The organism is Leptospira andrefontaineae (genome assembly GCF_004770105.1).
Lineage (GTDB): Bacteria > Spirochaetota > Leptospiria > Leptospirales > Leptospiraceae > Leptospira_B > Leptospira_B andrefontaineae.
This window is the reverse complement of sequence record NZ_RQEY01000019.1, coordinates 1-26,101: the sequence shown is the minus strand read 5'-3', so window position 1 is coordinate 26,101 and position 26,101 is coordinate 1. Positions and strand designations below refer to the sequence as shown.

At 39.5% G+C, this 26,101-nt stretch carries 14 protein-coding genes; 3 read left to right on the top strand and 11 right to left on the bottom strand.

All coding sequences use genetic code 11. The features are described from left to right. Nucleotides 1-4 precede the first annotated feature (4 nt). Both EHO65_RS14205 and EHO65_RS14200 read right to left on the bottom strand, forming a co-directional pair. On the bottom strand, nucleotides 5-1,747 hold the full coding sequence (locus tag EHO65_RS14205; RefSeq protein WP_135775248.1) for an acyl-CoA dehydrogenase family protein: 1,743 nt from the start codon (nucleotides 1,745-1,747) through the stop codon (nucleotides 5-7). A 12-nt stretch (nucleotides 1,748-1,759) separates the two neighbouring features. Next, nucleotides 1,760-3,784 (bottom strand): oxidoreductase, encoded by a 2,025-nt coding sequence (locus EHO65_RS14200; protein ID WP_135775247.1) that lies wholly within the window; start codon nucleotides 3,782-3,784, stop codon nucleotides 1,760-1,762. 136 nt (nucleotides 3,785-3,920) lie between these two features. Here EHO65_RS14200 and EHO65_RS14195 point away from each other — a divergent pair, with 136 nt between their 5' ends. Beyond that, nucleotides 3,921-4,577, top strand: coding sequence for a TetR/AcrR family transcriptional regulator (locus tag EHO65_RS14195; RefSeq protein ID WP_135775687.1), 657 nt, complete (start codon nucleotides 3,921-3,923; stop codon nucleotides 4,575-4,577). A gap of 52 nt (nucleotides 4,578-4,629) precedes the next feature. On the opposite strand, the gene EHO65_RS14190 is transcribed toward EHO65_RS14195, so the two are convergent. The 3 genes from EHO65_RS14190 to EHO65_RS14180 all read right to left on the bottom strand — a co-directional run bounded on the left by EHO65_RS14190 (nucleotide 4,630) and on the right by EHO65_RS14180 (nucleotide 9,017). Continuing rightward, nucleotides 4,630-6,105 (bottom strand): flavin-containing monooxygenase, encoded by a 1,476-nt coding sequence (locus EHO65_RS14190; RefSeq protein WP_135775246.1) that lies wholly within the window; start codon nucleotides 6,103-6,105, stop codon nucleotides 4,630-4,632. A gap of 154 nt (nucleotides 6,106-6,259) precedes the next feature. Next, a complete protein-coding gene (locus EHO65_RS14185) occupies nucleotides 6,260-8,266 on the bottom strand; it encodes a sensor histidine kinase (protein WP_135775245.1) in 2,007 nt (668 codons plus the stop codon). After that, the gene (locus tag EHO65_RS14180; protein ID WP_135775244.1) at nucleotides 8,250-9,017 is read right to left on the bottom strand and encodes a response regulator transcription factor; all 768 of its coding nucleotides are present in this window, start codon (nucleotides 9,015-9,017) and stop codon (nucleotides 8,250-8,252) included. Before EHO65_RS14180 ends, EHO65_RS14185 begins: the two co-directional genes overlap by 17 nt. Nucleotides 9,018-9,128: 111 nt before the next feature. On the opposite strand from EHO65_RS14180, the gene EHO65_RS14175 reads away from it, so the two are divergent. Together EHO65_RS14175 and EHO65_RS14170 are read left to right on the top strand one after the other, a co-directional pair. After that, nucleotides 9,129-10,394 carry a sugar transferase gene (locus EHO65_RS14175; protein WP_135775243.1) on the top strand — a complete coding sequence of 422 codons (1,266 nt, stop codon included), beginning with the start codon at nucleotides 9,129-9,131 and terminating at the stop codon, nucleotides 10,392-10,394. 12 nt (nucleotides 10,395-10,406) lie between these two features. Then, nucleotides 10,407-10,820, top strand: coding sequence for a hypothetical protein (locus EHO65_RS14170; RefSeq protein ID WP_135775242.1), 414 nt, complete (start codon nucleotides 10,407-10,409; stop codon nucleotides 10,818-10,820). Nucleotides 10,821-10,936: 116 nt separating this feature from the next. Here the strand turns inward: EHO65_RS14170 and EHO65_RS14165 are convergent, their stop codons facing one another. From EHO65_RS14165 to EHO65_RS14140, 6 genes are all read right to left on the bottom strand, one after another. Further along, the gene (locus tag EHO65_RS14165) at nucleotides 10,937-11,962 is read right to left on the bottom strand and encodes an LEA type 2 family protein (RefSeq protein ID WP_135775241.1); all 1,026 of its coding nucleotides are present in this window, start codon (nucleotides 11,960-11,962) and stop codon (nucleotides 10,937-10,939) included. 143 nt (nucleotides 11,963-12,105) lie between these two features. Then, complete coding sequence (locus EHO65_RS14160) at nucleotides 12,106-15,462, bottom strand: efflux RND transporter permease subunit (protein ID WP_135775240.1); 3,357 nt, start codon at nucleotides 15,460-15,462, stop codon at nucleotides 12,106-12,108. A 1,000-nt stretch (nucleotides 15,463-16,462) separates the two neighbouring features. Further along, on the bottom strand, nucleotides 16,463-17,068 hold the full coding sequence (locus EHO65_RS14155; protein ID WP_135775239.1) for a hypothetical protein: 606 nt from the start codon (nucleotides 17,066-17,068) through the stop codon (nucleotides 16,463-16,465). Beyond that, nucleotides 17,055-17,486 carry a hypothetical protein gene (locus EHO65_RS14150; RefSeq protein WP_135775238.1) on the bottom strand — a complete coding sequence of 144 codons (432 nt, stop codon included), beginning with the start codon at nucleotides 17,484-17,486 and terminating at the stop codon, nucleotides 17,055-17,057. The genes EHO65_RS14155 and EHO65_RS14150 overlap by 14 nt, the downstream gene beginning before the upstream one ends. 282 nt (nucleotides 17,487-17,768) lie before the next feature. Next, nucleotides 17,769-18,470 carry a hypothetical protein gene (locus EHO65_RS14145; protein WP_135775237.1) on the bottom strand — a complete coding sequence of 234 codons (702 nt, stop codon included), beginning with the start codon at nucleotides 18,468-18,470 and terminating at the stop codon, nucleotides 17,769-17,771. Continuing rightward, complete coding sequence (locus EHO65_RS14140; protein ID WP_135775236.1) at nucleotides 18,415-26,082, bottom strand: TIGR04388 family protein; 7,668 nt, start codon at nucleotides 26,080-26,082, stop codon at nucleotides 18,415-18,417. The genes EHO65_RS14145 and EHO65_RS14140 overlap by 56 nt, the downstream gene beginning before the upstream one ends. Nucleotides 26,083-26,101: the final 19 nt, after the last annotated feature.

The window sequence follows — 26,101 nt, the reverse complement described above, 5'->3', positions numbered from 1 at the left end:
CAAGTTATACAGCATTCTCTATTCTATAGATACATGCTTTTGAAATCGCCGTACTATCGATTAGATACGCTCTACAATCTTTTGCCCAACGATCGAATTGGTCGTTTTGTTTCAGCTTAGCTACAGCTTTTTCATACAACATACTGCATAGATATCTGGAAGTAATGATCATTAGGTTTTCAGCGACTCTTTCTTTCGCTTGATCGTCTTCGATCGATTTAAACTTCGAAATTGCATCTTCAAAGATTTGAGATTGTTCATTTAGATATTTAGAAGGTGATTCAATATCTGCATTGATCGATTCCAGATATTTTTTGAAATTTCCTTCTCCGCTCATTCCTGCTACAATCGCACCAACCGCAATTCGAACATGGATCTGGCTTGTTCCTTCGTAGATCGTATTGATCCTAGAGTCCCTAAATATTCTCGCCACATCATAATCTTCAGTATAACCGGCTCCACCATGGATTTGAATGGCAAGCCCTGCACATTTATGTCCTTCTTCCGAACAATAGTATTTAGAGATAGGCGTAAGTATCGTTGCAAGGTTTCCCCATTTTTTGACTCTTTCGTCTTTTCGGATCTCTCTATCTTCCTTATTCGCTTTTTCCAAACGGATCTGGTGGTGTTGGTACATATCCACAACACGAGCGGTTTCGAATGTGAGAAGTCTAGACGCGTTCATTTCTCTTTTAATTTTATGAAGCATCTCTGCGACTGCAGGGATTTGTCCGATCGGTTTTCCGAATTGTTGTCTTTCTTCCGCGTACTTTTGAGATTCGTAATATGCTCCGGCTGCACTTCCTGGACCACAAGCTGCGCTTCCTAATCTCATAAAGTTTGTCATACCGGTAGTGTATCTGGTAAGACCGAGACCTTCTTGGCCTAAAAGTTCGCCGTAACTGTTTTCATATACGATTTCGCAGGTAGGTGATGCATGGATTCCCATTTTAGTTTCAATCCCGGCAACAGTTACATCTTCACTTTTTACCAAGAATACGGATAATCCTCGAGCTCCTCCATTTCCTGTTCGTGCAAGAGTTAATAAACTAGATGGATATGGGCCGAGTCCACAACCTTGGGATATGAAACGTTTTGTTCCATTTAGACGGTAATGTCCGTCTTCCATTTTTACCGCGGTAGTTCTTACATTATTTAGATCGGAGCCGAAATCCGGTTCGGTAAGAGACATTGCAAAAAGAGTTTCGCCGGTTGCTGCCTTTGCTGCAAAGTTTTCTATCTGTTCTTCTGTTCCGTATCTAGAAACGATCTGGGCTAGATTTAATAGAGCAACAGTCATACAAAAGGAAACATCTGCTCTTGCCATTACCATTCCGTAAAATGCGCTCATAGTGCCTGGTAGCCCGAGTCCACCCGCTTCTCTCGAAATGGAGAAGGGCATAAGTCCAGTATCTCGGAATTTTTCGTAGATTGATGTGGTTTCATCCGGAAAGATCACTTTTCCATTTTCGTAGCGAAGATGTTTCCTATCCATTATGCTAGAAAGTTGTGAGACATCCTTTCCGAAAAACTCACCCAAGGATTCAAGACTAGATCTGTATAACTCTACAGCTTCTTCTACGCTAGAAGGAGCCATTTCATATCTTGGGTTATTTGTTTTCTTATAAAGTTCGTGTTCGAAAAATTCTTCACCTTCGGTTGATTTTACGATCGAAGCCCAATCGATTAAATGTTCGAAAATTAGTTTTAAATCTTCGTCGTCTGTAAAATAATTATTAGCTATCATATGTTCCTTTATTTATACGTTTACTTCGACTCTGTTTTCTTTTCCAATACTATAAGCTGCGTTTAGTCCTTCTAAGAACGCTCTCTCTGCATCAATTCCTTTAGAATCTTTTGCTCCCCCGATAATGAATATCTGTTTTTGAGGGTATAAAGATTTGTAGGTTTCATAGAGAGAACTTTCTTTTTCTTGTCCCACACAAAGAACCAATGAATCGCATGGATAAAGAACCTCTTCTCCGTTTTTCAAGGTTATCTTTAAACCTTCTTTAGTGATCTCTTTATAGTTGAGTCCTTGAAAGAATTCTACTCCGGATGCTTCCAATTCTTGTTTGAGAGCCCAAAAAGTAGTAGGTCCCAAGCCGGCACCATGTTTTCCACTTCTTCTAAAAATCGCAACATCTCTTTCCGATTTATGAGGCTGGATAACGGCATTCGTATACGAATCGATATTATATTTTTTTGAATAAGATTCTAGATTAGGATCGTTTTCTTCGGTCAATTTATGAGCCACATCAACGCCGATCCCTCCTCCTCCGATCACAGCTACTTTTTTTCCTGCTTTGAATTTCCCGGTCAGATAATCTGTATAATTTCCGACAGGAAGATTATTAATACCAGGTAATGTAAATTCTCTCGGTTTAACACCGGTAGCAAATATAATCGCATCCGGATTTAATTCTTCAAGTAAGTTTAGATCACAATTTGTATTTAAACGGATATCCACTCCGAGTGCAGGAAGTTCGTTTTTGAAATAACGGATCGTTTCTTTAAATTCGGATTTGCCCGGGATATTAGAAGCAAGTTGGAACTGCCCACCTAACTGATCGGCTTTTTCCAGTAATATAACTTCGTGACCTAGGGAAGCACTTGCTCTTGCTGCCTCTAACCCTCCGGGTCCGGAGCCGATCACCACAACTTTTTGCGGTTTCGTATTGGGATCTATTTTATATTCCAATTCATTTACAGCTTGTGGATTGACTAGGCAAGAAACCGATTTATCTACGAAAGCATGATCCAAACAAGATTGGTTACATGCGATACATGTGTTGATCCGATTTGACATACCCGTTTGGATTTTTTTTACGATAAAGGCGTCCGCTAGAAATGGCCTCGCCATAGAAATTATATCAGCCTGATTTGTATCAAAAATTCTTTGTACTGTGCTCGGATCATTTACACGATTGGAGGCAATAATAGGAATACCTGGGGTTTTTTCTTTGATCCTAGCTGCAATATTTGCCCAAGCTCCTCTCGGTACTAATTGGCTTATCGTTGGTATCCTTGATTCATGCCACCCGATCCCTATATTTAAAGCGGATACACCTTCTTGCTTTAATGTTTGAGCTAGATCACATACTTCTTCGAAAGTTGGGTTCCCAGGGATGAGATCGATTCCGGACATTCTAAAAATTATAGGAAAACCTTCTGGAAGATTTTTTACGACTGCTCTTAGAACTTCGACAGCCATATTCATTCTTCTTTTATGATCTCCACCAAAATGATCATCCCTATGATTTGTTACAGGAGAGAAGAATTGATTAATGAGATAACCTTCACTTCCCATAATTTCTACTGCTCCAAACCCTGTTTCTTTTGCGAGCTTTGCTGCGATCCCAAAATCTTCTACGGTTTTCCAACATTCTTCTTCCGTGAGAGCTCTGGGAACATATCTATTAATTGGGGCGCGAAGGGCAGAAGGGCCTACACAGTTTCTATCGAATGCATAACGTCCTGCATGAAAAAGTTGAGCGCACATGGTTCCGCTTCCATTCAGAAGATCGTTCATTTTTTTTAATTCAGATGCGTGTTCTTCATTTTGTATATTAAAGAAGTGTTTAGATCCTCTTCCTTCTTCGTTTACACTTATTCCACCGGTGACTATAAGGCCGACGCCTCCTTCGAAACGTTTTCCATAGAATGCGGCCATTCTTTCTGCAGTTTCCGTTTTGCCTTCGAGCCCGAGGTGCATGGATCCCATCACAAATCGATTCGGAAGGGTAAACTTTCCAATGTTTATGGGTTGAAACGCTTTTTCCATGGTAAATTCTCCACTGAAATTATGTATTAGTGCTATTATTTACCAATGGTAAGATAAATAATATAGAATTCAAGAGATAAATTACCATTGGTAAATATGTTCTTGCAAAGAATTGGAAATGGTAAGAATCGTTAGTATGCCCGTAAATAGGAAGCGCCGCCAACAACAGGGTCCGGGAAGGCCGTTTAAAAAAGACAAGATCACTGTCAGAGAAGATCTTATATCTGCGGGTACTGAATTATTAAAGACCACTCCTCTTGAAGAGATCTCCTTAAGAAAGGTTGCATCACTTGCAGGAGTAAGTCATGCGGCTTCATATCATCATTTCGAAAACAAAAATGCTTTGCTCGCTGCAATTTCAGAAAGGGGATTTCAGAAATATTTCTCCGAATATCAGAAGGAGTTGGAAAAAACGGAAAACGATTTTCTAGGACGTTTTCACGCGCTCGGTTGGACTTATATTCAGTTTATTCTGAATAACCAGCAGTTTGCAAGGATCATGTTCGGTGGTATTGATATAAATTTACATCCTACATTGTCCGCAGTTTCTAGAAGAACATATAGACAGTTGCATGAGATTATACGTATGGGGCAAAGATTGGGAGCGATCAAGCCAGGGCAAACACGAGAGAAAACTGTAGCTTCCTGGTCTATGATCCACGGGATCGCAATGCTCTTTTTGGAAGGTAGGATAAAGCCCCAAAAGAAGAAAGAGGACATGAAAAAGTTTATCTTGTCCGTAATAGAATGTGCATATACCGGAATGACTCTGCCTATATCAATGGAAGAATGATTGTCGGATCATTGAATCAGGAAGCCTATGAAGAATTGATCGAATTCTTTCGCTAATTAGATAGGATCTCATATTCAGATAGGTCAATCTTTCTAGTTCTATAAGAATATTCGTATGTATGACCCGGCCAATTATTCGTGTTCTTTCCGGAAGCGTTGATATACCAATTTGTACATCCAGTATCCCAAACGAACTTATCGAATTTTTTATTTAAAGATGCATTGTAGTTTTGCATACTACGGGCCTTAGGGATCAATGCTTGGATCCCTTTTTTATTCATTTCATTTAATGCAGAAATAAGATAACGCACCTGGGATTCGATCATGTATACGATAGAATTATGAGCCAGATTCGTATTCGGGCCGTATAAAATATAAAAATTCGGAAAGCCGGCAACAGTTACACCTAGATAAGCCTCTGCGCCATTCTTCCAAACCTCATTCAGATCTTGGTTTTTAGTTCCTTTTACTTTCATAGGAGAAAGAAACTCTGTGGCCTTAAATCCAGTCCCAAAAACGATCGCATCGAATTTTTTGAGACCGTCCTTGGTTACTATTCCTTCTGCATTTGCTTCTTGGATGGATTCAGAAAGTACCTTTGTATTCGGTTTAGCTAATGCTTCGTAATAATCATTGGATAGGAGAATACGTTTGCATCCAGCAGGATAATCCGGAGTTAGAATTTTACGTAGTTCCGGATCTTTGACGAACTTTTTCATATGAGAAAGGCTCATCCATTTTACGATCTTGTTTGCATGATTATTCTTTTGGAATGCGATCATCCTGATCTCGTTCCACATATAGATCTGGAGCCTGTGCAGCAATCTGTAGCCAGGAAGATACTTAAATAGGAACATTTCGAAACTGAAATATTTGCGATCCGGTTTAGGGACCACCCAAGGTGCAGTTCTTTGGAACACTGTCACTTCTGCTCCTTGGTTTACGATTTGTGGAATGAATTGAATAGCACTGGCGCCGGTTCCGATTGCGGCGATCTTCTTTCCTGAAAAATTATAAGAAGGATCCCAATTCGCAGAATGGAATATTCTACCTTTAAAACTTTCCAAACCTTTGATCGAAGGTAGGGCGGGGCGATTCAATTGTCCCACTGCAGAAATAAAAACATCATGCTCTAATGTTTCATTTTGAGAAGTTTTGATCTTCCAAACTCTGGAAGAATCATCCCAATCCGCAGACTTGATCTCGATCCCGAAACGAATATGAGGAAGTATTCCGTATTTTTCTGCACAATGTTTTAAGTAAGAAAGTATCTCAGGTTGTGCGGAATATTTTCTAGGCCAGTTTGAATTCGGTTCGAAGGAAAAAGAGTAAAGATGAGAAGGAACATCGCATGCAGCTCCTGGATAAGTATTTTCTCTCCAAGTTCCTCCTACTGAATTTGATTTTTCGTAAATTACGAAATTATGGAATCCATTCTTCTTAAGTTGTATTGCAGCACATAAACCGCCAAAACCTGTACCTATAATTGCGATAGAGATCGATTTTTCTTTTCTGTTTTGTGGCTGCATGTTTTACAGACTCCAAATAATTTAGTGAACAACTGTTCACAAGTTTTGATTTTTTATGTTTCGGCTTAAGCGCATCATTGAAAGGAAAATCATTCTAGCAAGTCGATTTTTTAGATAATAATTCAATCGAACCTTGCTAAATATCAATTCAGGGTTATATTTTGGGAGAAGGAAGAAAGATCCTGATTACAGCTTCTTTAGCGCTAGGAAATTCCAATGTCAAAGAACCTTGGAAAATTTTCAATAATGCGCTATGTATTTTCAATCCTTGGCCGGAAGAACGTATTGAGGTGAGTTCTTTTCCTATTCCATTTCTAATCTGGATAGATAAGCCGCTCTCATATTGAATACGAATCGTGATTTGTGATTGGACGTCTCCGGAATACTTTACCGCATTGCGCAATGATTCTCTGAATGCATAATACAAAACTTCCTGAACTTCAGGAGGATAGTTTTCTATTTGAGAATTCACATTTGGATCTATTTCCCAAATCAAATCGGAATTTTTTGCTTCGCTATCTCCCAATTTTTGTAACATAGAAGTTAGACCTAGCCTAGAAATTTCCAAACCGGTATCAGACATTTCTCTCAATAAAGAAGAAATTCTTTTATGAAGTTCTGTAAGTGAATTTGCGTGTTGAGAGTTGAGACTTCCTGATTTGTCGTTAGAGATCTCTAAAATAAGAGAATGGATTTCAGGAAGTATTTCATCATGGAGGATTTGTCTGGTTTTTTGGTCAGAAAGCCTTTGTTCTTGGATTTTCTTTCTTTGCAGTTCTTCTAAAATATTTCCAGTTTCTTCTAAAAATAAAGAATGTACGAGCCATGTTCCTGTGATCTTCGCGATCTCGATTTCTTCTTCTGCGAATAGCCCTCCATTCTCTTTTTGCCCTAAAATTAAATAAGCATCTTCGGAAAGAACACTTTCTATTTTTACTCGGATTACAAATCCAGAAAACCGGTCTTTATCTAAATATTGAATCTTGGGATTCTCCGGGCTTGGATCTATTTTAGAAAAATCAAATGTTTCCGACGGAGTATTTTCGGGATAATAGATATTCGTGTCCGAGATATAAGGAATTTTTCCTTGAAAAACCAAGGCAGCCTTTGTAGCTTCCAATACGTCTTTGCATAAATATCCGAAGGAAAGTTTGACCGAACCGGATGATAAGATCTTTTTTAAGACTTTGTTTTGTTTGGAACTTACCTCTTTATTTTTTCGAATCGTAAAAAATCGGGAAAGAAAGAAGGAATAAGAGAATATGATCGGTATTTCTGCTCTAGGATATCCTAATTTTGCAAAAAGAAAATACAGGGCAGAAAGTGCAAGGGAAGCATAAACAGAATTTTTCCATTCTTGTTTTAAACTGATCTTAGGTAGTATTCTTCCTGTGAGTATTTCGTAAGATGTTAATGCCCAGCCTAAAACCAAAATAGAAACACAGATAAGTGACTGTATACAGATTACGAATCCATAAAAGTATTTAGGTTCTTTTTCTGCTTTTAAGATCAGATTTTCTATAATTCCGAATTCATCCCCTATGAATAGAACGGAAACTAATAACACTACTCCAAACAGAGAAAACCCGATTAACTTTAAAAAAGGAACCGCCTTCTGTCGTCCTAACTCGGAAAGGCTATTATCAGAAATTTTGAATAAGAATAAACAAAGTAAAGAAAGGAAAATGCAGGAGAAAATATAGATTAAGTAGGCAGATTTAAAGGAAAACGGAACAAATTTCCAATATTCAAATAAACTGATATTCCATGTTTTTGCGGGATTGTAGGCAAGTAGGATCGTGATAGCAACCAATTGACAAAAGGATAATATATAAAATAAGAAAAGAAAAATACCTTTCTTTTTTAAGAAGCCGAAAAACCAAACGATGACAACAAACCATCCGAATGGGATTAGTATTAGTAAGATAAGTCCCGGAAAAAAATATAAGATCGGATACGAGGATACTGCTAAAAATCCGTTTTGGCCCAGGATAGCAGAGAAGGAGAATAATAAAGAAGATACGATTAAAGTGAAAATACTGAAATATGCGGCAGCGTTTTTCTTTTCTAAATTCGTTCCAGTTGTCGATCCTAACCAAAACAAATTTGTGGAAAGAAAGATAAAAATGGAACAGATTAATATTTCAAGATCTATCGTCAAAGTTCGGCTTCCACGGAATCCTTTCTCCTGAAGAATTCCTATAAAAAATTTTTTCGTCTTCCTCCCATTCTAAAAAACGATTGGATAATATGATGAGTGCTGCTCTTGTTCGTGCAACTTTTTCATCCGAATTTGTATCGTTTAATCCCCAAGCTGAATAGATTTGTCCGTTAATCCTGCTGATCGTTCTTTTATCTTTGAACCCGAAATGTTTTGCGATCTGTTCATTGCTGAATCCTTTGGCCAACATTTCCGCTACGGATCTTTCGTTTGGTTCTAATACTGCAAGAGGAGAATTTTCGTCCTTCTCCCTGACTTCGGTGACTCTGGATTCTATTTCTGGATCTATAAAACTTTTTCCATCGTAAGCTAATCGAATAAGTGGGACCACCATTTGTGGAAGAAGATAATTTGATTTTCGAATGTAAGCATAATGGCTTAAGATCCCGGAACTTCTGAAAGTCCTGAAATATTCATCGCTGTCTTGTATAGAATAAATGACTACAGGTTTACGTGGGAATTCCTTCCGGATTGAGATGATGGTTTCTATCCCGTTTAATTTACCTGCGAGTCTCACATCTAAAAGAAGGACGTCTACATCTCCTTCTAAACAGTAACGGATTGCCTCTTCTCCTGAGTCACAGTCGAATACGGATTTTATTTTTCGGGATTCTTCCAAGCCGGAGATCATCGCTTTTCTTAGTTTTAGATTGTCTTCCGCGACCAGTATCTTGAGAGACTCGGCTTTCATGTATTCTCGAAATTTTAGGATAATAAGAACTAGGAGGTCAAGCACTTGAGTGCTTAGTCATCCGCACTCGGAAGGTGGGTTTATTTTTGAAAATTCGATATTCTTCGGATTATGAAACGAATTTTAGAATTTTCTTTGGCTTTGGTTGCGCTCATTGCATTTTCCCCGATTTTACTTGGGATCTTTTTACTGATCTCAGTCTTTGATCCCGGCCGGATTTTCTTCCTACAGGAAAGGACAGGTTTGAGAAAGAAGATATTTCGGATCTGGAAATTCAGGACCTTAAAAGACGGAGTTCCAACAAGGATTGGTTCTTTTTTGAGAAACACCGGTCTCGACGAACTTCCTCAAATTTGGAATATACTAAAAGGAGATATGAGTATTGTAGGCCCTCGGCCTTTGACCGAGAAAGATATCGAACGATTGGGTTGGGGAGTAGAAGGATTAGATCGAAGATGGTCTGTTCGTCCAGGGATCACCGGACTTTCTCAATTGTACTCCGGAAGAGGATCTAAATATTCACTTTGTTTCGATCTTTCCTATCTTGATAGAAGAAGTTTTATTTTGGATCTTAAGATCGTAATTCTAACTTTATCAATGAATCTTTTCGGGAAGAAAAGAATTAGAAATTTATTATGGACCCGTCTTCAAAAAAGGGATCGAGGATATTTTTGGGGGAATTGGGCTAAACATTTTAGAAAGAACGCAGATCGTCCTTATCCTATTGTACAAGAGCAGGTCATAGGTTTTATTCCTCAAAAACGTCTTCCAGTCGCTAAATCTCTTGCGATCTTTCAGTTAGGTGAAGCAGGAGAAGGTAGGATCGCAAAAGATATAGATCATATACATATCTACGGAGTGGACCCAAATTATAGAGAAGCACTGAAACTTTTTGTAAAAGAAGAAGGTAGACATGCTCGTATTTTAGGTGATTGCGTTCGAGCATTAAGGGGAGAACTGATCGAAAGTAACTGGACTGAGAAACTTTTTCATTTTGGAAGAAGGCTTTTAGGAACCAGGCTTAAGTTAATGGTGTTATTAGTCGCAGAAGTGATTGGAATCTGTTTTTATAAGAAGATTGCAGAGAAAATTCCATTCGGTTCCGTAAAGAATGCACTACTACATATCGCGGAAGATGAGGAAAAACATCTGATCTTTCATTGTACATTTTTTAAGATCAGGCTTAAAAATCCCAGCACCCGGTTTCTTTTCAAGATCATCTGGAGATTTCTTTCTTTCGTGGCTTGTGTTTCCGTTTTGATGGACCATCGTAAAACTTTTAAAGCATTAGAAGTCCCGATGAAAGATTGTTATCTTCAGTTTATGGATATTTCCCGAAACACGGAGAGAAAAATTCTCCAAACTTTCTTCGCCTAAGGAAGTTTTTCTATGAATATTGTTTTGGTGTTTAGAAGAAAAATTATAGGTTACGGATTTACATGTGAAGAAGGTGAATTGAGTTACGAATCAAATCGTATCCGAGACCGTTTGGAAAGGTTTCTGTTAGAGAATCATATTCAAAGAAAATGTTTAGCAACGAAGTATGAAAGTTTTGGAAAAATTTTCAAAGGGTTTATAGGTTTTCTCGAAGAAGATATTTCTACTTTGCCTCGGGATTTAGAAGAAGCAGAAATTGAAACCGGGAAGTATTTGAAATTTGGAAACTTTTCCGGAACAGATGATTTCGGCGCGAAGTTTTGCGTTAACAAAAAAGTTCAGACTTACTTGGAAGAAAACAATATTAGAACCGATTGGATGAGATTTTCTTCCGGAAAAAATTCGTATATTAGGATTATTAATTAGGTAATTCTAATATATTCCGAATTAGTAAAGCGCAACGGATCGCAGCGGAAATCCTGCGAAGCAGATTGGAGCGCAGAGCCGGGTGCTCGCCAAATGGCGAGCATGCGCCCAAATCCTTAATTCCAGCTAAAAGAGCCGGATTTGTCGAATTTGAATGGAACCGGACCTGTTCCTATCTCCGGGGATTCAGTGGTTGCCTTTCCGTTCAATCGGAATGCTGCGGACCTTTTGGAGACTGCGTTTGCGATTCCTTGTGTGACTGTTCCGAGTGGGAAGGAGGTGCGAACACTTAGGATGGATTCTTGCCCTTGGTTTTCGATCCGGACCGGTTGGCCTGTCAGGAATTTTTCCTTTTCGAGAGTCAGCTCAAATTCAAATTCAGAAAATTGTAATCTAGATGTGGCTCTGTTTTTTAATACGATCTGAAATTCTGTATCTACTTTTAAGTCGAGTGAGGATAATCCTGCGGCGACTGCTGAGCCTGGGGATTTTTTCTGAGGACTAAGTAATGTATCTAAGAATGATGTGGCTTTTTTTGCCAGGTCTTCCGTGCCTGCGGAGCTTAAGATGGTAGAAGGGTCCGGTTTTATAATTTTAAAATTTCGGATCTCTATGTCCGGAAGAACCGCCGGGATCTTTCTTTCTTCTTCGAATGGAAAGTCGAGAGATGCAGCACCTGCGATAGATCTGTATTTTTCAGGGATAGGAAGTGAAACAACTCCTTGGACTTTGACTACTAAATCTATCTTTCCCGGAACTTTTTTGTAAAGTGCTACCAGATCATTATAAGCGAATGTTAGGTCCACTGGAACCGGTTTGTTGGAATTCCCACCTACTGTAGGGATTTTGGTTTTTGCCTTTGTGAATTGTTGGCCCTCGATCAGGATATTCATCTCAAGATTGGTTGCTGGCAAAGCGATGGGATATGGATTTTTCACTTTCGAATCCACTCTCAGTTTGATCTCGGATAGATTGATTTCCGCAATAGAAACTTTTTCTAAAATAAAGGAGGGTCTATCCAAATCCTCAATCTTTTCTTTTACTTTTTTTAAATCAACTTTTTGTAATTGAGCACAACCGAATAGAAGGTTTGCTATAAGAGTAATTCCAATATATGTATGTAAGGAAGTTTTTTGGATCATAAACTCCTCCTGAAGGTGAAGTCTTTATTTAGGATTTATCGATTATTGGGAACTAAGTTTTGGAAGCTTGGAAATAAAAAATGGAGTTTTGAGATTAGTAGCATAGGCCCCCACCCTGAGTAGGGTGGGGAGCACTTTTGCTATTACTTTTTCTTTTTCGAACTAGTCCCCTTTTTGGGTTTGGACTCCACCTCTTGAGCCCATTCGCTCAAAGAAGATTGATTATGATTGGTCGACATCGCAGCGCTTCCGGAATGTCCGGCTTCACTATGGATCGTAGCAGTCATATCAGGACGGAATTTGCCTTCTATCCATTCTCTGAACTTATCGATACCGCCGAAGATGGAAGGGACCACAATCAATGTAACTAACGTGGATAAGATTAGACCCCCGATGATCGCGATACCCATTGCTGTTCTGGATTTAGCTGCTTCTCCAAGTCCCAATGCGATCGGAACAGTTCCCATGATCATCGCGATAGATGTCATCAAGATCGGACGTAATCTCACAAGACCTGCTTCGAAAATTGCCTCGTCCCTTGTTATACCTCTTTCTCTCACAGCCTGCATTGCATAATCCACGAGTAAGATCGAGTTTTTAGCAACAAGTCCCATGAGTAGGATGAGTCCGATCATTGAGAATATATTCAACATTTCTCCTGTTAAGAACAGAGCAAAGAATGCTCCGGAAATTGCAGGAGGGATTGCGAATAAGATAGTGATCGGGGTGATGAAAGATTCATAAAGAGAAGCAAGAACCAAGTAGATGAATATCAACGCGAGGCCGAATGCTACGATGATGTTTAAGAATAGTTCCTTTAAGTCTTCTGACTGACCTTGGAAATTAAAACGAACTCCCGGCGGAGGCGGGATTTCTTTTGTAATAATTTTAGTCGCTTCTTCCATCGCAGTTCCGATCGCACCACCTGGTGCAAGGTTTGCGTTTACCACAACCGCTCTTGCTCGATCAATACGGTTGATTCGAGAAGGGCCTAAGTTTTCTTTACCAGTGCTGATTGCAGCCAGAGGGATCAATCTATTAGCGATATTCGGGACTTTTGTTTGGCCATAAGCAGCTCTCAAGTTCCTTTGGTCTGGTTTGAGTCGCATGCGGACCTCATACTCGATTCCTTTATCGTAAAACTTACTTACTTGGTCCCCAGCGATCTGGTATCTCAATTCTGAACCAGCAACACCCGGAAGAACACCTACCAATTGCATTCTGGAATTATCCAAAACAATTTGATATTCAGGTTTTCCACTTCTATAATCGGAGTCGATGTCTGCGAGGTCTTTGATACCTTTTAGTCTTTCTATTACTTTTTTAGAATATGCTTCCACTTCTTCCAGGTTGTTTCCTTTAAGAACTAACTGGAATGGATACTGTACCCCGCCTCCCACTGCGGAATAATCCGAAACTGCAGGTCTTGCGTAATCGTAAGCCTTTAACATCGTACGGATCTCTTCTTTGACGGTGGTGGTGTCTCTGGATCTTTTTTTGGAAGAAACAAGTGCGATTGCAAGGATCGCAGTGTTCGGTTCTCCACCATCCGGTTTGCCCACAGTGATAGCGATCTTATCCATTTCCGGGAATTTTTGGAGTTCCGCCAAAACTTTATCCGCTACCTCTTTAGTTCCTTGTAAGCTAGTGCCTGGAGGAAGATCCAAGGTTACCATAAATTCGCCCTGATCGTTCGCAGGTAAGAATGTTTTTTTTACAAAAGCACAACTCACGAATGAAAGAGCAAATATTAAGAAAGTGAGAAGTATGATCTTTCCCGGATGCGCCAATGCGTAATGCATTGTGATCTTATAAATTTTTTCTAACCAGTTTTGGAAACGATCGAACGCTTCCACTGCAGCGTTCTTTTTATCGTGGGTAAGTTTACCTGCAAAGTATGCGGATAACATAGGAGCCACAAAAAGACCGTCAAAGAGTGAAATGATCATGGCGAAGACCACAGTCAATCCGAACTGTTTGAAGAATTGGCCTACGATCCCTGATAAGAATCCAACAGGGAAGAATACCGCGATCACGGTTAAGGAAGTTCCAATAACCGCAAGAGCCACTTCCATTGTTCCTTTTTCCGCGGCTTCCATCACGGTCGCGCCTTCTTCCAATTTGCGGAAGATGTTTTCCCTAACTACGATAGCGTCGTCGACGAGTAGTCCTACCGCAAGGGATAAGGCCAACAAGGTCATAACGTTAATCGTGAATCCCATGATCCACATAATGATGAATGCACCCAATAAAGAGTTAGGTAATGCAAGACCGGTGATAATCGTAGATCTTAAGTTTCCTAAGAAGAAATAAACGGTGATTACCGCGAGTAAGATCCCTAAAACGATGGCTTCCGTAACGTCTTCAACGTTGTAACGGATCCATCTGGAACCGTCTCGGATCAATCTGATCTTAGGTTTTCCTTCTAAAGGTTGGATATCCGCATTTAACTTATCGATCCTTTTTAAAACTTCGTCCGCAACGGATACGGTGTTTGCTCCGGATTGTTTATATACGTCGATGAATAATGCAGGTTTTAATTCTTTTTCTACGGCAGCGCCTTTATTTCCACCGAAAAGTCTTTTAACTCGTTTAGGGATTTGCGTAAACCAAGTGATTGGATGGGTCAAAAGACCTACGTCTTCTTCTTCCACCTCGTCACTTTTAGAAGCCCAGAGATAACCTAAAGTTTCTTCATCTTCTGTTCCATCTCTTACGATCCCCAATTCTTTTATAAGTACTGAATTACCAACATCTCCCCCAAAGGAAACGATCGTATTTTCAATTTGGGAAAGAGTTTCGTATCTTCCTAATGTTCTATAAGAAGTCTCTTTAGCACCGGAATCGAATTTACCGACTGGAACATTTAAGCCCGCAGTTTTTAATCTGTTGGCGATCACCACCATCGGCATTTGATAAGAAACTAATTTATTTCTATCTAATTCGATTTGGATCTCTCTTCTGGTTCCACCGACTAACTTAACGGAACCTACACCTGCAATTTGTTCTAATTTAGCCTTAACAGTTTCTTTGGCCAAATCATACATTTTTGCCTGATTCAGATCTGCAAACACAGCCAAACGAATGATCGGTTGGTCTGCCGGGTCGAAACGAACTACTTTAGGTTCTTTGATCCCATCTGGAAGTTTGGGGCGAACCGACGCAGTTTTATCTCGAAATTGTTGTTCTGCATATTTGATGTCGGTGGAAAGAGTAAATTCACCTAAAACTACGGAAACACCTTCCTGGTTACGAGAAGTGATCTTCTTCAAACCTGCAATGGAAGAAAGTTCTTCTTCTAATGGTTTAGAGATCAATTCCTCGATCTCTTCCGGACCTGCTCCCGGATAGATCGTAGTTACGGTCACTACTGGGATGTTAACATCCGGAAAAAGATCCACTCCCATTTTGCTAAGGGAAAAGATACCGGTGATCAACATCAGGATCACAAGGCTAGTGATAAATATGGGACGTTTAATAGATAGGAGCGCGATATTCAATTTGCCTCCGGAGGATTCTACAATTTCGAAAATCGAAAAGGAGGATCAGCTCAGAGGTCCATTTCGATTGATTCCTGGATTTTCGAAAACAAATTCGCGGACCGCGGTTCGGAAATTTAGAAGGAAAGGTTTTGGGATCGGACTAAGTATTCGAAAGCGAAAGCAAAGAGACTAAATTAAAAAGGGACGTCAGATGAAATCTCTCGAATGATTCTAAAGTTCTTTAGACGAGAGTCGGGAAGATTGACGACATAGAGAGGCCAGAGGTGTAATCGAGAGCGCGGAAAACATCCCTTTCAAGGAAGAAGGTAATTGTTTAGAGTTGAGAAAGAAAGCAAGATAAGTGGCGCTTCTAAAGTTTATAGGCTCCTTCAAAATAGGGCGACTCCTGACTTCGTCAGGACCGCGCTCTACGCTTCAATCAGCGAAGCACCATTACGGTTTTCTAATTCACAACCTACATTCTCAACGATGGTGCATCGCCGGATTTCAGCTGCGATCCCTGTCGCATTGTGAATCAATGTCTCCCGTCTTTTCGTAACTCCTCTCTGTTTTTTCTCACGCAGAGGCACAAAGACACGGAGGGTAGGGTTCGGAGGATTTCTCTTCTAAGTCCGATTATTCTTCCTAGATAATCGTTCTCAAAGAACTTTTTCTGTATTCGTGCACCGCCGGTGCAGTGAACCCCATTTTAAAGTAATATTTAGTTCAAACATCACTTTGTTCATCCAAACTAACCATTCAACAAACTTTCAAATCAAAGTTAACAGAATCTTGACTCTAATATTATTTTTATTCTGTATTTGGAACCTATATTCCGTTTTCTTTAATGATTCTTTCTTCTTAGATTTAAAATCTCTCCTTAAGCATATCACCTGTGCTAATCATTTGGCCCTTGGGCAACCAAGGACCTTTTTTTATAATATATAGATCTCAAAGGAAAGCATAAAAACAAATATTGCAAAATTGGAGTTTTTTCCAGTTCCATCTCCAATTTATTTCAAGGAGGGGCCATATCTGGGCTGACTTCCTTGAGCTCTTCATCAATCCGTTTTTGCAAAGTTGCTTCATGCAGTATAAATTTTTCACATTCAGATAAAGTCTTAATTTCTGAAAGAGTTTCTAAATTCCAACGTGCAGTAAACAACTCACTCCCAGTTTTTAAATCAACAATGTTTGCTAACGGATAAAAATTGAACGAGTAGAGAATTCTTCCTTCTATTTTAGGAGATTTTTTATATTTATATTGAATAGCAAAACCCCTCTGTTTTTCGTCGGTTGCAATGAAAATATTTTTACCTACATATTTCAGATTCCAAGCTAATTCTTGTCCAGTTCCTGTCTTCCGAATGGTTACAAGTTTCTTTCCGAAATCAAAACTACCACAATGCGACTCATTTGAGCCTTTAAGATTAAGATAAGAATTACTATTAAGTTCAAAGAAAAATAAGCTTGGGTTTTCTCCTACTTCAAAGTCGTAAGTCTTAACATTATCAGAATTAGAATAATCAACTGGAAATGCGTATTGATCATTCGATTCTTTAGGCTTTTCTTTACACAAGGTTAAGAAAAATACAGCAATTAGCACAATATTAATTTTTGTCATAATACAATCCAAATATTCTTAATTTTTTCCAGGAAATAACGTCACCTGGCGCATCGCCTATTGAGCCGCCAAATAATTTAGCATCATTATTGTTAACGTACGTCCACTGTTCGTCCATATCCTTAATAATGAAACAATAGTGATTCGGGCCTGGAGTTCCATTTGTATCAGTAAATATTTGTACTACCGAACCAACTGGCAAATCCTTTATTCTTTTCTGCACTTCTGCTGGTGGCATCGCTGCAGTTATTCCAATCGGAACTCCATTTTCTCCGAAACTGAATTTCTCAAAATCATTTCCTTTTAATCCGTTTAAGGTTACGTGTTTGGAATATCCGTTCGTATAACCTTCATCAAAGACTGGTGCTTTCGTATCTTTACCCATTGATACTCCACCAATTCGGATCTTATGAGTCATGAATTCTCCTAAAGATACATTCGGAGAAATTCTTCCAGTCGAAGAAGTATAAAGTTATTATAATTTAAAAATATTTATAATTCGATGGTGCGCTTCTGGGTTTTTTAAATGACCCGTCACTGTTTCTGAAAGGAATATTGCTCACTTATCCAAACTTCAATTCATTTAAGTTTTCAGAATTTGTGTTCAATATAATCAAATTTATGTAAAGTTATAAACACAGAAAGGGTTTGAACCCCTATTACGAAAAAACCCAGCCGAAGCTGGGTTTCTGATCTATTCTTAAGGTGTCGCTGGCTTATCTTGCCCCAGCTTTTTTAGCTCTTCCGTTATCTGTTCTTGCCCCTTTTCCCGCTTGATTTCTTCTTGTTCGCATTTTTCAAGTGTGCTATATTTTGAATCACCAACGGCATCAAAAGAGACTGTATAATTACCGCTAACAATGGCTCCTGAATTAATTTCACGTACTTCTTCATCTATCTTTGATTCATTCAATAAAGATAATGGATAAAGATAGAAACGGTGACCTTCTATTCCCAGTGAGCCTTTTGTGTATCTATAGTATCCTACATATCCTCGGTTACTTTCATCTATAAAAGCTAGCTTTCTTTCTCCTAGATATATAACTTTGAAAGAGAAGTCTTTCTTGACATCTCCCATTTTAAAAAAAACTTTTCCCTTTTCTAAATCGATCAAACCACAATGATTAGAATTCGCCTTTAGTGTACCCAAATACCCTTCGTGCTGATCAGGTGAAATAACAATTACTTTTGGAATCTTGTTAATATCAAAATCATATGTATTTGAGTATAGTTTACCAATCATATTCTTAGGTATAGCATACAGATCTTGATTATTCACTTCAGACTTCTGCGTATTTCCTTTGCAATATGCAAAGGAAAAAGAAAGAAACGATATTACAATAATCCTACTTATCATAATATAATCCGTAAATTCTATTTTTCTTCCAGTCAAAAGGTTCATAATATGCTTTTCCTCCATTATTGTTCATATTTTTCCAATCACCATCAACATCCTTAATTATAAAGAAATAGTGATTCGGTCCTGGAGTAGTATCCGTATTCGCAAATACTTGAACAACACTACCCGCTGGCAAATCCTTTAAGTAACCTCGCACTTTCTCTTGCGAAATCGCTCCAGATATTCCCAAAGGTTCACCTTTAGAATTGAATCTGAATTTCTCAAAGTTATTTCCTTCCAGACCGGGAATCGTCACATGTTCAGTATACCCATTCGTAAACCCTCTATCGAATACAGGAGCTTTATTTGTTTCACCAATGGAAACACCTCCTATTCGAATCTTATGTGTCATGAATGTCGCAAGATTCGTATCCGCTGATATCTTTCCAGTGAGTATCGTCTGCGCAAAATTATAATACACCCTGCACAATGCGGCTGACGTTGTATTTCCCATTTCTATTGGGCTTTTACCTGAGAAGATCCAATCTCTTACCGAATTAAACTCTGCCAGTGCATTTGGATTATTTTTGATGCTTTCATCAGGTTGAAACTTACTCTTATCTCCGCCAGCCTCAGAGCGAATAATATCAAAAACTGCTCCTAACTGCGTTGCTAAAGGTCCAAATTGATCTTGCCTTGCATGATTAGGATTTACCAAAGCATCGGCCAGCTTCATTACATGTTCAGGGTTTTTAGGATTAAATTCCCCTTTACTAAATCCTGCCATCTCTTCCGGCGAAGCTGTAGATCGCTTAACGATTCGTTCGACATCGTCTGAAGATAAAACCTTTCCATTCTTTTGAGTATAATCCCTTGCGATTTCTTTTGCATAGAGATCCATATGTTTTTCTGAAGGTTGGACTTTTTCGCTAAATCTAAAATTAAACTCAGCATCTTTAAGAGTGTATTCAGTCGGTGTCGGATTATTTAACTTAGCAAATTCTCCCTTAAATTCTCCTGTCACTGAGTTATAGCTATCATTCAGGACTTTCGTTCGTAATTCGGTTAACTGTTTTTGCAGATTCTCGTCAAAATGTTTCATTCCTTCTTTGCCGATTCCATCACGGATCTCTACAAATGACTTCTCTTCCGATTTAATATACGCTTTAAGTATCTCTCCATTGCGTTGTTCAAGTGTGGCAAGCTTATTCTTTGTATGATCCGGACCATTCATCAGGTCATCCAGCTTTGAAAGCGAAGAATCTTGTCGATTTTTCAAACTTGCTATTTCTTCCTGATTCTTCATATATTCCGGATCTTTTAACATCGCTTTCGCTTTCGCCTGTTTTGCGATTTCCGGTCCATATGCTTGGAGTGAGCTTGTTTCTTTGATGATCGTCTGCATCCTGGCATCCATTTCTCCATATGCAGTTTTCAGCGACTTCGAAAGTGTTTTCACATTTGTTTCGAGTTTATCCAAACCTGAGCGTAGCGCTTTGATCTCAGCATTTGAATCTAACTTTGCGCCCCCGGTTGATAATAATTCTTCTCTTTGTTTTATATATTGGCGAAGTCCATCTGCGTTACTCTTCGCGTTTTCATAAGCTTCTTGCTGAGAACTAAACTTATCCTTTAACTTCTGGTATTCTGGATCTTTTGAGGATTTTACCTCTGCAACTTCTCTTCTAATCCGATCGTATGCCTCTACCTTTTCCCTCGATTCAACCAAACCATCGAAGTTTTTCTTTTGCTCAGCAGTCAGATAATCGGATTTGTTTAATCCCGTTAAATCGTTCTTGATCGATTCGAATTTTGCCTTTCCTTCCCCTTTAAAGTAAGTGGTCTCCGAATCGAATTTCTTATATTGCGATTCGTTTTTCAACAGATCGCGTGTGGCAAAGTATTTAGAAAATTCTGCATTACCGTATTGTTTATCTACGAGATAGGCTTGGATTTCTCCGTTTGTTCGATTCACTTCCTTAGCTAAATCAACACCAATCTTATCAATCTCAGATACCTTAGCTCGTATCTTTGGCTCTAGATCGCTGATTGTTTTTCTTGCATGAGCAACATCCGAGGCACTTCCCACATCCATAGCCGCCTTCCAGGCCAATCCGTAGATTTTGGCATCGGAGACAGTTCTATCTCGATACATTGCGCTCACATCGAAACTTACACCTGTCTTCAAGCCTGCTTTTGCTATTGGGTTATTCAAGATATCTCCCTTGACCCATTTATCTATAGCTTCCAGATGCGACTTCGTAAATCCTTCGCTAGGCTTAACACCCTTCAAAGCTTCTCGGATTTCCTTAATACCGGACAGATTGTCTGCATCCTTACTTCTTATAATATCCAGAAGTAAGGAATTCTTTCTTTCTATTAGAGCTAAATTCCCTTTGGCAGAGTCTACCGTTGATAGCAACGCCTTCTTATCTTTTTCTAATCTTCTGCCTTCTTCGTCGAATTTATTAAGCTTAGTCTCTAAACTACCTAACTTATTAGCAAGATCTCTATCTTCTACGATTGCATCCGTTGCAAAAAGTTTACGATTCGCTTTCTGTAAATCCGCTAAGTCCTCTCTTGCTTTACTTACGGAATTCTCTAGCTGGTCAGCGTAGTTATGAACCAGCACTTCGTCTTTCGAAACGAAATAAGTATGATTTCCTTCTACTTCTATATTATAAACTTTCTCTGTATGGAATTTTTCTTCTATACTCCGAATGCCAAGAGTTCCATTATATTCTTCGCTCCATGAATTCTCAATTTGAACTGTATTCCTTGATCCTGCGATCGCAGCACTCACATTAGATCTTTTATACGAAACAAGATCGGCATTTCGAATACTTCTGGAAGTGACACTTCTCTCATGACTGCTTAAATTCTCAGCTTGGACCCATCCTGTTCCTCTAATATAGAACGGGTGGTTCCAGGTTGTTGTTATCTTATTTCCATTATCATAAGTAAGTTCGTGAACAGAATGAACCTCATGGATAAACTTCTCTGTTACTTTTTTATAAGATAACTCCCCGGTTTCTTCATTTAGAGATAATACGAAGTCTCCGATTTGAAGTTTTTCTATTGGAGTATATCCTGATTTTGTTTTGACTAAGGTTCCTGCGACAAAGCAAGTCTTGGTTCTAAAGACATTATTCTCTACGGAATTGGTTCCATCATTGGATAACCCAAACGTTTGAGCAAAGTCACCTTTAACACCGGATACTAGTCTATCCCAAGTTGATTTGTCCGATTGACCTTTCGCAACTTCCACCTTCAATCCGATGGAATCTCCTGCCGCCTTGATTTCATCCGCCCAAGCATCTGCCAGACCACGATCCTTCATTACTTGTTTATAATTTTCAAAAGTCTTTAGGATTGCTTCAGCATTTACATTATTTTCCTTAAACTCTCCTCTCTGAGATAATCCTAATGCACCCTGTGCTTCTTCTACGGTCATTAGGTCCATCTTCACAAGCATTCCTGCCATCGGTTTAAGTAACTCATATTGTGCATGCGTGAAGTTATCCTGAGCATGTTCCGCTCCCAAACCTTGGACGAATTCCCCTAAGAAGTTCTGATTTCCTGTTAGCTTTCCAAAACTATGTGTATTCGTATCGTAGGTTAGGGAAGCGGCTGTAGCTCCCTGGACTTGGCCACTCATCGTCATAGTGCCATCATTACTAAACGATAATGTTCCTCCATGGCCTCTGAATTGTGGAGGGATAGCCTTATTACCGTAGTTGTAGTAAGTATCTAAACTGGCACTTCCATCTTTGCTCGCAGAAATGCTAAAGCCTCCATGATGTTTGTCGTTCTTTGAATCCCAGGCATCTGCACTATAGTTTGCCGTGTAATTTCCACTACTTAGATTATAATCTAAGGTTACACTTTGTCCTCCCGTAAAGTTTAGTCCTGCATTCACATTCAAACCACTTCCAGGAGTAAAACTGAAGCCCATATTGTAACCGCTAGCCGCGATTTCCGAGAGTAGCGTGCTCGAAGGGTTTACTACGTTTATGTTGACTCCGCCTCCCCAGCCGCCTTTGACTTCTTGTTGCCCGGTGATAATATTTGCATTTTTATGATTTGTCCAAGTTACAAAGCCGGTCACTGGAGTATTTGATCCTAATGTAAATGCAGTCAATACTCCGTTCGTAAACCCTGCTATTGCACCGTTAGTTCCGCCCAGTTCACTTCCTATAACTGTTTGAGCAATGGTTGTTGCTCCTAATGCTAATGCCTGTCCATTGCTTATATTGAATATAATTTTAGTACCTTCTGCGGTTACTCTAGCTATATTAAAGAAAGATTGTTGTAACATACTGGAGGCTTGACCTGAGGCAGTTCCTCCGGAAAAATATACCATTGCAGCTGCGGCAGCTACTTGGACTGTTAGCTCCGCATCTTTCAGTCTTTGTTCCCTTGCAGCTTTCTTCGCCTCTTGTTGATCTATATGATGTTTTAATAATTGACCTAATATATGAGGATCTCCCCCAAATTGATTCGCAAGCTCTTCACCAATTTGATCGAATATTTGATCCCGGATATTCGCCATGATACTATTTTTGTTGATATCTCCCTGGTGAGCTTTCGCTTTCAAATCCGCTGCTGTCATATAGTTCGACCAATTCTGCGATTCTTTATATGCGTTATCTACGAAGTCGTCCGATGCTATTCCTAAACCTCTTCCTAAATCCGCAATCCCGGTAGCGGCTCCACGCAAACCTTTAGCAAAGAGTGTTGTAACCCCGCCATTAAATAGCTGCTGATCCAAATATGCGACAGAAGCAAGTGGGTTCAATAGAGTCGAAATACCTAATCTAGTTGTTCGCCCCTCAAGATCATGTTTGGCTTGTTCTCTCGTCATGTAGTCTGACACTAATTTCGACATCGCCGTAGTTTGTGTATCCGACCAACCTTGGCTTTGCCCATACTCACGCATCAGTTCTCCGGCGATCATCGGAGGGTCATTCTTCCAATTACGGATCGCATCTTTAATGTCTTTTAGCTTGATATCATTGGTATGATATCTCACTTGTTCCCCGATTTTATTTTCTGTTTGTTCTCCTACTGCTCCAAGTTCTCCTCCTAAATGCGCGACCCCCTTGATTCCCGCCTCATAGGTCTCTGCAAACAATCCGTCAATCTGGCTTGTTATAAATTTTAAGTTTCCCGCAATCGAATGTAGGGAAAACTCTGATCCGTTCATTCCGAACGATTCCTTCGCATCTTTCATCTTCAAATAATCTGATGCAAATTGACTGAATACCGCTATCTTTTGTGGATCCCAACCTTGTTCCTGTCCGTATTTCTGGACGGCAAATCCTGCCATATCATACTTGAAATTCTTCCATCTGTCTAATGCCTGCAAGTTCTCCGCATTATGCATCTGGTCCGCTATCGTAGCCCCATAGGTCATTGTATCCAACAACGCTCCTAGTCCCGCTGAGTTGAATGCGTCTTCTACCTTATGCACCCCCCAGCCAAGTCCTCCATACTGAGTGTTCATCTCATGTCTTGCTTGGTGGGCTTCCTGATTTGCCATATACATTCCGGCTACGAAAGAAGCTGCTTGAGGATCTAGATCGAATGCCTTCACAAGAGCGGTTGCATATACATCCTGGATAGCTTGGTTTACTTGGCCAGTCACCCATTGGCCTGTTGTAGCTCCTCCAAGTAGTACTGTTTTCACATAGTCCACGACCATGTTGGCAACTTTTACTTGGCTCATGGCATTTTCAGAAGCCATACTAGAAAGAGAATTATTACGTAAACTTAATGCACTAACTTCAGAGAATAGATTCGCAGATGTTTTAGAATTGGATAGATAACTATTTAAATTCCTGAAACTGGAGCTTATATAATCTCCAACTCCGTTACTTTCTTGATCGAATACATTTCCGAGGCTGGAGATCCCTCTTCCCATCATGACTCTTTTAGGAGCATGGATCATAACTACTTTGTCTTCTGTATCGAATATATAATCGTTATAATTGGTGGCATCTCCTCCTGCTTTTAGGTGAGTTTTGCCTGTAAATCCTTTGGTCGTTGCTGTGATTGTTCCATTAGAGTATGACACATCACTATACTTGTTCTCTACATATTTAGAACAATCTCCATTACCCAGGTCAGCTCCACATTTCTCTTGGATCCAGTCTCCGATTGTTTTATAAACAAGGTTTCCATCCTCGTCTTTTTTCTGCTCATTATTATCATCTAATACTTTGATCCTTTGACCGTGAGAATCCAATACATAAGTTTCTCCATCCACTTCTTTCGTTTGGATATGATTCGCTTCTAATAATCTACCTACACCATTCTGTTTGAATGTTTTCTCGTTTTTCATAGAATCTACGATACCGAGCATATAATTCGCAGTACTATCCACGACACTATTGTTTGTTGCAGAAAGAAGAGATAGATTAGAAGCGCCTGCTATCAGATTCGAAAAGCTATTTGCAAAATTGGTAAGAAGTGTTGAATCCGGAATTCCACTTGTAGATTTATCATTTAAACCTTTAGATAAATTAGAAAGTGCATCTGTATACGAAGTTAAATTTGCAGAAGCTTCTGCATTCGCGTTCGGAATTCCATTATTTTTATTTAATCCGGCAAGGATCTGCTGGTATAAGGAATCATAATTGCTCTGACCTTTCGCATCTCTTAGAGCATTTTCTGCTGCGTTAAACGCCTTCTCCGCTGAGTTTTGAATGGATGTCATTGAGGCCATCCAAGCTGATTCTTGGGACTGTAAATCGCTTACACCCTGGCTGTATGTGCTTTGGGCTTCTGCGATCGCTTTTGCCTTTTCGATCTGCCAATTATCATATTGAGCTTGGTAATTTGCAACTTGCGTAACCCAATTTGTGATGGAAGGCATAACATTCTGGGTCCAATCATACTGGAATCCTTGCAATTGGATGACCAGATCTTGGTAAGTGGTTACGTTTGCACTTGAGTTATTATTCTGGGTTGTAAAGTTCAGATCTATCCAAAGATGGTCCTGCTGTTCCGGAAGAGCAAAAGTCCAACCTATAACTTCTCCTCCCCACCAAATAAATTGGGATGTTGAGTAATTTACAAAGTCCTCACCATAAGTTTGGTAATCATGATTCGTTCCCCAGACCCCAAAACAACCGGTCCAATGTTGGCAATACGTGCTAGACCAATCTCCATCCCAGCCATCGTAAGTATAATTCTCATCATTGAAGGCAACAAGATTGGCTGAAGCCAAATCTACACCAGAGAGAGTTGTGCCAGGATCCAAACCGAAAAGTGCAAAAAGATTGTGATCATCGGTTCCAGAAAGTAGACTGTCTGAATAGGCAGACATGATCCAGTTGATCAGATCTGTTTGTGTAACCTTTCCATCGATATAATCTGCAACCATCTTTGCAAGACCAGCACCTCCGCTAACCATGCTCTCATTTAAATAATCAGCAACAGCCACTGCAAGACTGGAACTTGCATTAGCAGTAGGATGTTCTTCTGCTCCACAAAGATTCCCGCTGTCCAAACAAGTATTCGTATTATTTGTATATTCCGACTGCCCCAAATGTGTGGTCATAGTTCCGGTATTGCCATTGATCAAATCCTGAAGTGCATCTTGAACAACACCTAATTCGTTATTTAAGAAATTCATCATCTGATTGGATGCATATAACAAAGTTGCATCCATGTTTTGGACTTTGCAAGAA